At 53.7% G+C, this 7,972-nt stretch carries 5 protein-coding genes, 1 tRNA gene and 1 other annotated feature (1 of these 7 running past the window's edge); of the genes, 1 reads left to right on the top strand and 5 read right to left on the bottom strand.

Translation table 11 applies throughout. The features are described 5' to 3' along the window. Positions 1 to 46: 46 nt before the first annotated feature. The 3 genes from HCH49_RS12230 to HCH49_RS12240 all read right to left on the bottom strand — a co-directional run bounded on the left by HCH49_RS12230 (position 47) and on the right by HCH49_RS12240 (position 3,008). Positions 47 to 820, bottom strand: coding sequence for a class I SAM-dependent methyltransferase (locus HCH49_RS12230; RefSeq protein ID WP_033144687.1), 774 nt, complete (start codon positions 818 to 820; stop codon positions 47 to 49). Between the two features lie 75 nt (positions 821 to 895). Then, positions 896 to 1,696, bottom strand: coding sequence for an endonuclease/exonuclease/phosphatase family protein (locus tag HCH49_RS12235; protein ID WP_024909448.1), 801 nt, complete (start codon positions 1,694 to 1,696; stop codon positions 896 to 898). 136 nt (positions 1,697 to 1,832) lie between these two features. Next, positions 1,833 to 3,008, bottom strand: coding sequence for an MFS transporter (locus HCH49_RS12240; protein WP_058842167.1), 1,176 nt, complete (start codon positions 3,006 to 3,008; stop codon positions 1,833 to 1,835). 104 nt (positions 3,009 to 3,112) lie between these two features. Between HCH49_RS12240 and yafC the strand changes: the two genes are divergently transcribed. After that, positions 3,113 to 4,018, top strand: a complete 906-nt coding sequence (gene yafC, locus HCH49_RS12245) for a DNA-binding transcriptional regulator YafC (RefSeq protein ID WP_033144685.1) — start codon at positions 3,113 to 3,115, stop codon at positions 4,016 to 4,018. Between the two features lie 29 nt (positions 4,019 to 4,047). On the opposite strand, the gene dkgB is transcribed toward yafC, so the two are convergent. Both dkgB and HCH49_RS12255 read right to left on the bottom strand, forming a co-directional pair. After that, positions 4,048 to 4,851 carry a 2,5-didehydrogluconate reductase DkgB gene (dkgB, locus tag HCH49_RS12250; RefSeq protein ID WP_221702748.1) on the bottom strand — a complete coding sequence of 268 codons (804 nt, stop codon included), beginning with the start codon at positions 4,849 to 4,851 and terminating at the stop codon, positions 4,048 to 4,050. Between the two features lie 160 nt (positions 4,852 to 5,011). Next, positions 5,012 to 5,088: transfer RNA gene (locus HCH49_RS12255), tRNA-Asp, on the bottom strand. A 151-nt stretch (positions 5,089 to 5,239) separates the two neighbouring features. Next, positions 5,240 to 7,972, bottom strand: a sequence feature (most likely nonfunctional fraction of RNA operon) (it continues 1,658 nt past the right edge of the window).

A 7,972-nucleotide genomic window follows, 5' to 3' on the forward strand; every position in this document is an offset into this window, starting at 1 on the left:
GATCGAAAGATAAAAAGGCACCGATTCCCCTCGGTGCCTTTTTTGTTTATTCCGCTTTTTGCGCTTCAGCCATGATGGTATCGCTGGTAAACGAGCCATCGTCCTGCAGTTCAAAGTACGCCTTTACCTCCGCGGACGCACTCTCCTGATACAGTCTGATCGCCTGGCTCAATGCTTCCGGGGTGCGCATACGCGCGATCCAGGAGCTGAACTCCAGCGGTAAGCGATCGGTAATCAACGCGCGCGCGATCAGCCCCGCTTCAGTGATAAGCGACAACCACTCTCCGCTGGCGTAATTTTGCACGTGCGAGGTATCGCGCAGCGCTTCTACCGTCTGCAGCCAGATATTGCGCACCGGGTGTCCGGGAGACATCACATCCATAATGATGAAGGTGCCGCCCGGCTTCAGAACACGTTTGACCTCGCGCAATGCCTGGCCGACATCGTGCCAGTGGTGCGCGGAATAACGGCTGATCACCACCTCAAACGATGCATCATCGAACGGTAAGGATTCGGCATAGCCCTGGCGCGTATTGATGTTGTTCAGCCCTTTCGCTTTTGCCGCCCCGGCAACGACGTCCAGCATCTGGCTGGATAAGTCATACGCGGTAACGTGCGCGACCCGCTGCGCAGCGGTAAAGCTGGCATGCCCTGCCCCGCAGCCTAAATCCAGCACGTGTGCCTGCGGGAACGCCGCCAGACGTTCACCGAGACGCACCAGATCGCGGCCAGAAGCATGCACGGCGCTGCTCAGATAGGCACTTGCCTGAGAACCAAACTGTTTTTCTACGTTGTCATGATGGGAGCGTGTTGTTGTCATCGTACTGTCCTTTGTGAGTGAAAAATAAAGGGCAGCACCCGCACAGGCCTGCCCCACGGCAGACCTGACACACCATTATTTATCAGGTTTGCCGGGACTGAATTCGACTAGTAGAGGATTATGATCCGAGGCGCGCGTCACCAGAACCGAGGCGTCGTGCACGCTCAAACCACGATAGAAGACAAAATCGAGAGGACGACCAAAGGCTTTTTTGCGCTGGTCATCGCTAAAACGAACTTCACGCAGCGACATTTCGCGCGCAAAGCGATACAGCGCATTCATGCGCGGACGGCTCCAGGCATTGAAATCACCGGCCATAATGATGGGCCCGCTGTGATGGGCAATCTGATCGCCGATCGGAAGTAACTGCTTACTGTAGACATCCACGCCCAGACTGAAATTTACCGCATGGATATTCACGACCATCAGCATTCGGGTATCCGGCAGCGGATAGACCGTCACCAGCGCCGATTTTGCCAGACGCAGGATAGGTTCACGTTCGCGCAGTGGACAGCAATAGACCGGATGTGCTGCTGAAAGCGTCATCACACCTGAGGGGTGTTGTGGCAGGACAAATGCAGGCACCTGGTCGGCGGCAAGATAGTTCGTGGTGGCAAACCGTACCAGCTCGGGAGTGGTTTGCGCCTCCTGGAGCAGAACCAGGTGGGCATCTTTTCCAAAATTCTTGAGCACCGATAACCATTCAGCACGCTGCTGCTTAAAGATATTCCACACCAGTACACGGATTTTCTCATCGCTGCTTAACGGCGTGCCGGCGGGTAATGCCTGGCTTATGCTCGCGAATGACCCCGGAGGCAAGATCCTCTCCGCGGGCATTCCGGCAACATAACGCATGGCATAGGTATTTTTTCGCACTTTTGGAAACAGCCTCTGTAACATGAACCAGCCCGGAAAACGGACTGGTTCTAATGTTATAGGGACTTTAGGTCATACTTTCAACGCAATTTCTGAGAAACCGCTTTCCAGTTTTGTAAGCAAGCACTTACTGATGTTAACCCAGCGCGACCCTGGCTGGCTTATCGAGACGTCCACTCAGGCCAATCAGCAGGAAGGCGACCAGGACAATCACCGCGCCAATCCACGGGGTCTGGGCTAATCCAATATGCGCTACGGTTTGTCCGCCAATGATGGAGCCCAGCGCAATGCCGATATTAAATGCGGCAATGTTCAGACCGGACGCCACATCCACCGCATTTGGCGTATAGAGCTCGGCTTTCTGGACAACGTAAACCTGAAGCCCGGGGACATTACCAAAGGCAAAGATCCCCATGACCAGCACAGTGACCAGCGCGGCGTAGTGTACCGAAGCCGTGAACTGGAAAATCATCAGCAGAACCACCAGGGCGGCGAAGATGAATTTCAGCGCCGGTACCGCGCCATGCTTATCCGCAAGCTTGCCGCCCCAGATATTGCCAACGGCAACGGAAATACCGTATCCCAGCAAAATCCAGCTCACGGCATTAGGTGAAAAGCCTGCCAGGTCCTGCATCATCGGCGCCAGGAAGGTGAAAGCCGTGAATACGCCGCCATAGCCCAATGCAGTTACCGCGTAGATAATCAGCAAACGCGGATGCGTGAGCACCTTCAGCTGATCGCGCAGGCTGGCGCTCGCCCGGCCTGGGATATTCGACGGTACCAGCAGCAGGCTGGTCACCAGGGCGATGGCACCCAGTAAGGAGACGGCAAGGAACGTTTCACGCCAGCCGAAGTGTTGTCCGATAAACGTTCCCAGCGGTACGCCCGTAACGAGTGCAACGGTCAGTCCACCAAACATGATCGCAATCGCTGAAGCCGCTTTCTCTTTGGGCACCAGGCTGGTTGCAATGGTGGAACCAATCGAGAAGAACACGCCGTGTGCAAGGCCGGTTAACAGACGCGCAATCACCAGCGTGGTGTAGTCCGGCGCCTGCCAGGCCAGAATGTTGCCAGCGGTGAACAGCACCATCAGCGCGACTAACAGCTGCTTACGCGGAAAACGTCCGGTCAGGGCCGTCAGCACTGGCGCACCGACGGCGACGCCCAGGGCGTAGATAGACACCAGCAATCCGGCGGAAGGCAACGAGATCGCAAGCTGGTTAGCAATAGTGGGAACCAGACCCACGATAACAAATTCGGTCGTGCCAATTGCGAAGGCACTGATCGTCAGGGCAAGTAGCGCCAGTGGCATAAAATACTCCGTATCATCAGGATTAAGATGACAGGCAGTATGCGCCAGTGCTTAAATAACAAAAATGGTCAAAATCTCAATAGAATTTTGCAGGTGGTGCAAAAATGAAAGCAACATCGGAAGAGCTGACAATCTTTGTCGCCGTCGTTGAAAGCGGCAGCTTTAGCCGCGCGGCCGAACAGCTGGGTCAGGCTAACTCAGCCATCAGCCGTTCGGTAAAAAAACTGGAGATGAAGCTTGGAGTGAGTCTGCTTAACCGAACGACGCGGCAGCTGAGCCTGACGGAAGAAGGAGAGCGTTACTTCCGCCGCGTGCAGTCGGTACTGCAGGAGATGGCCGCAGCGGAGACGGAGATTATGGAGACCCGCAGCACGCCGCGTGGGTTGCTGCGCATTGATGCGGCCACGCCGGTTGTGCTCCATTTTCTGATGCCGCTGATCAAACCTTTCCGCGAACGCTATCCGGAGATGACGCTATCGCTGGTCTCCTCAGAGACGTTTATCAACCTCATCGAGCGGAAAGTGGATGTTGCTATCCGGGCGGGAACCCTGACAGATTCAAGCTTGCGTGCCCGCCCTCTGTTTGCCAGCTACCGCAAAATTATCGCATCGCCAGAGTATATTGCCGAACATGGTAAACCGGAGACGGTTGAAGAATTGAAGCAGCATCTGTGCCTTGGCTTTACGGAGCCGGTGTCGCTGAACACCTGGCCTGTCGCCTGTCATGATGGTCAACTTCATGAAATTACCTGCGGATTATCGTCAAACAGCGGGGAAACGCTGAAGCAGCTGTGTCTCGAAGGAAATGGTATCGCCTGCTTGTCAGACTATATGATTGACAAGGAGATAGCCCGGGGTGAACTGGTGGAGCTAATGGCCGATAAACGTCTGCCGGTCGAAATGCCTTTTAGCGCGGTGTATTACAGTGACAGAGCGGTAAGTACGCGCATTCGTGCCTTTATTGACTTCCTGAGTGAACATATAAAAACAGCTCCCGGAGGAGCTGTGTGAGGGTTCAGGTTACAGAGGGTGGGTCAAACTTAATCCCAGTCAGGAGCTAAACCTTCCGGGCTTACCAGGCGATCGTTGCACTCCAGCGCTGCGATCGCTTTTTTATCGTCTGCATCCAGATGAAGATCCGCTGCTAACAGGTTGCTGGCCAGGTTTTCACGCTTAGTCGATGATGGGATCACGGCATAACCTTCACCCATTGCCCATGCCAGAATGACCTGCGCAGCAGTCGCGTTATGTTTCTCTGCGATACGCGTAATCACTTCATCTTTCAGCGCCTTACCGTAGGCCAGCGTCATGTAGGAGGTGATGTGGATCCCGTGCTGTTTTGCCCAGTCCACGACTTTGCTGTTTTGCAGGTATGGCGACAGCTCAATCTGGTTAGTCGCAATATTTTCTGCGCCAACAGCAGCAATGGCTTTTTCCATCAGCGGAATGGTGAAGTTGGAGATCCCAATTTCGCGGGTTAAGCCCTGCTTTTTCGCTTCCAGCAGCGCCTGCATGAATTCTTCTACTGAGACGGTATCATTCGGTGATGGCCAGTGGATCAGCGTCAGATCTACGTAGTCAGTACGCAGTTTTTTCAGGCTCTCCTTCAGGCTAGGGATCAGCTTATCTTTGCTGAGATTCTCAATCCAGATTTTCGTGGTGATAAACAGTTCGTTACGCGGTACACCACTCTCTTCGAGAGCTTGTCCAACGGCAGCTTCGTTTTCATAGATCTGTGCCGTATCAACTGCACGATAACCCAGTTCGAGTGCGGTTTTAACAGATGCGATAACAACGTCGTCTTTCAGGCGGAAAGTGCCCAGACCAAATGCAGGGAGAGTCATACTATTCCTCAATCATTATGTTCGTAAACTGAGGAAGATTATCGCTGGCGTTGTTATAGAGAAAAAGATCGCAAAACGCAGAGGATTTTTGCTAATTTCGCAATAATTAAACGTCAGATAAGAAAAAAGCCCTGAGCGTGAGCTCAGGGCTTTTAATAAGTGGCGGAACGGACGGGACTCGAACCCGCGACCCCCTGCGTGACAGGCAGGTATTCTAACCGACTGAACTACCGCTCCACCGAAGACTGCTGTAACCACCGGATTTATGCACCGGCTTACTACTTAATTTGATGCCTGGCAGTTCCCTACTCTCACATGGGGAGACCCCACACTACCATCGGCGCTACGGCGTTTCACTTCTGAGNCGCCGAAACAGCTTCGGCGTTGTAAGGTTAAGCCTCACGGTTCATTAGTATCGGTTAGCTCAACGCATCGCTGCGCTTACACACCCGACCTATCAACGTCGTAGTCTTCAACGTTCCTTCAGGACTCTCAAGGAGTCAGGGAGAACTCATCTCGGGGCAAGTTTCGTGCTTAGATGCTTTCAGCACTTATCTTTTCCGCATTTAGCTACCGGGCAGTGCCATTGGCATGACAACCCGAACACCAGTGATGCGTCCACTCCGGTCCTCTCGTACTAGGAGCAGCCCCCCTCAATTCTCCAGCGCCCACGGCAGATAGGGACCGAACTGTCTCACGACGTTCTAAACCCAGCTCGCGTACCACTTTAAATGGCGAACAGCCATACCCTTGGGACCTACTTCAGCCCCAGGATGTGATGAGCCGACATCGAGGTGCCAAACACCGCCGTCGATATGAACTCTTGGGCGGTATCAGCCTGTTATCCCCGGAGTACCTTTTATCCGTTGAGCGATGGCCCTTCCATTCAGAACCACCGGATCACTATGACCTGCTTTCGCACCTGCTCGAGCCGTCACTCTCGCAGTCAAGCTAGCTTATGCCATTGCACTAACCTCCTGATGTCCGACCAGGATTAGCTAACCTTCGTGCTCCTCCGTTACTCTTTGGGAGGAGACCGCCCCAGTCAAACTACCCACCAGACACTGTCCGCAACCCGGATNACGGGTCTACGTTAGAACACCAGCCATTAAAGGGTGGTATTTCAAGGTTGGCTCCACGCAGACTGGCGTCCACGCTTCAAAGCCTCCCACCTATCCTACACATCAAGGACCAGTGTTCAGTGTCAAGCTATAGTAAAGGTTCACGGGGTCTTTCCGTCTTGCCGCGGGTACACTGCATCTTCACAGCGAGTTCAATTTCACTGAGTCTCGGGTGGAGACAGCCTGGCCATCATTACGCCATTCGTGCAGGTCGGAACTTACCCGACAAGGAATTTCGCTACCTTAGGACCGTTATAGTTACGGCCGCCGTTTACCGGGGCTTCGATCAAGAGCTTCGCGTTGCCGCTAACCCCATCAATTAACCTTCCGGCACCGGGCAGGCGTCACACCGTATACGTCCACTTTCGTGTTTGCACAGTGCTGTGTTTTTAATAAACAGTTGCAGCCAGCTGGTATCTTCGACTGATTTCAGCTCCACCCGCAGGGGCTTCACCTACATATCAGCGTGCCTTCTCCCGAAGTTACGGCACCATTTTGCCTAGTTCCTTCACCCGAGTTCTCTCAAGCGCCTTGGTATTCTCTACCTGACCACCTGTGTCGGTTTGGGGTACGATTTGATGTTACCTGATGCTTAGAGGCTTTTCCTGGAAGCAGGGCATTTGTTACTTCAGCACCGTAGTGCCTCGTCATCACACCTCAGCGTTAANTCCGCCTACATGCTTAAACCGGGACAACCGTCGCCCGGCTAACATAGCCTTCTCCGTCCCCCCTTCGCAGTAACACCAAGTACAGGAATATTAACCTGTTTCCCATCGACTACGCCTTTCGGCCTCGCCTTAGGGGTCGACTCACCCTGCCCCGATTAACGTTGGACAGGAACCCTTGGTCTTCCGGCGAGCGGGCTTTTCACCCGCTTTATCGTTACTTATGTCAGCATTCGCACTTCTGATACCTCCAGCATGCCTCACAGCACACCTTCAACGGCTTACAGAACGCTCCCCTACCCAACAACGCCTAAGCGTCGCTGCCGCAGCTTCGGTGCATGGTTTAGCCCCGTTACATCTTCCGCGCAGGCCGACTCGACCAGTGAGCTATTACGCTTTCTTTAAATGATGGCTGCTTCTAAGCCAACATCCTGGCTGTCTGTGCCTTCCCACATCGTTTCCCACTTAACCATGACTTTGGGACCTTAGCTGGCGGTCTGGGTTGTTTCCCTCTTCACGACGGACGTTAGCACCCGCCGTGTGTCTCCCGTGATAACATTCTTCGGTATTCGTAGTTTGCATCGGGTTGGTAAGCCGGGATGGCCCCCTAGCCGAAACAGTGCTCTACCCCCGAAGATGAGTTCACGAGGCGCTACCTAAATAGCTTTCGGGGAGAACCAGCTATCTCCCGGTTTGATTGGCCTTTCACCCCCAGCCACAAGTCATCCGCTAATTTTTCAACATTAGTCGGTTCGGTCCTCCAGTTAGTGTTACCCAACCTTCAACCTGCCCATGGCTAGATCACCGGGTTTCGGGTCTATACCCTGCAACTTAACGCCCAGTTAAGACTCGGTTTCCCTTCGGCTCCCCTATACGGTTAACCTTGCTACAGAATATAAGTCGCTGACCCATTATACAAAAGGTACGCAGTCACACCACAAGGGTGCTCCCACTGCTTGTACGTACACGGTTTCAGGTTCTTTTTCACTCCCCTCGCCGGGGTTCTTTTCGCCTTTCCCTCACGGTACTGGTTCACTATCGGTCAGTCAGGAGTATTTAGCCTTGGAGGATGGTCCCCCCATATTCAGACAGGATACCACGTGTCCCGCCCTACTCTTCGAGTTCACAACCTGTGTGCTTTCGTGTACGGGACTGTCACCCTGTACCGTGCGACTTTCCAGACGCTTCCACTAACACACAAGCTGATTCAGACTCTGGGCTGCTCCCCGTTCGCTCGCCGCTACTGGGGGAATCTCGGTTGATTTCTTTTCCTCGGGGTACTTAGATGTTTCAGTTCCCCCGGTTCGCCTCGTTAACCTATGTATTCAGTTAATG

This window comes from Enterobacter sp. Y17 (assembly GCF_019730495.1).
GTDB classification, from domain to species: domain Bacteria; phylum Pseudomonadota; class Gammaproteobacteria; order Enterobacterales; family Enterobacteriaceae; genus Enterobacter; species Enterobacter asburiae_B.

Coding starts and splice junctions, on each gene's coding strand:
- HCH49_RS12230 (WP_033144687.1), bottom strand. CDS start 820: ATGACAACAACACGCTCCCATCATGACAACGTAGAAAAACAGTTTGGT.
- HCH49_RS12240 (WP_058842167.1), bottom strand. CDS start 3,008: ATGCCACTGGCGCTACTTGCCCTGACGATCAGTGCCTTCGCAATTGGC.
- yafC (WP_033144685.1), top strand. CDS start 3,113: ATGAAAGCAACATCGGAAGAGCTGACAATCTTTGTCGCCGTCGTTGAA.
- dkgB (WP_221702748.1), bottom strand. CDS start 4,851: ATGACTCTCCCTGCATTTGGTCTGGGCACTTTCCGCCTGAAAGACGAC.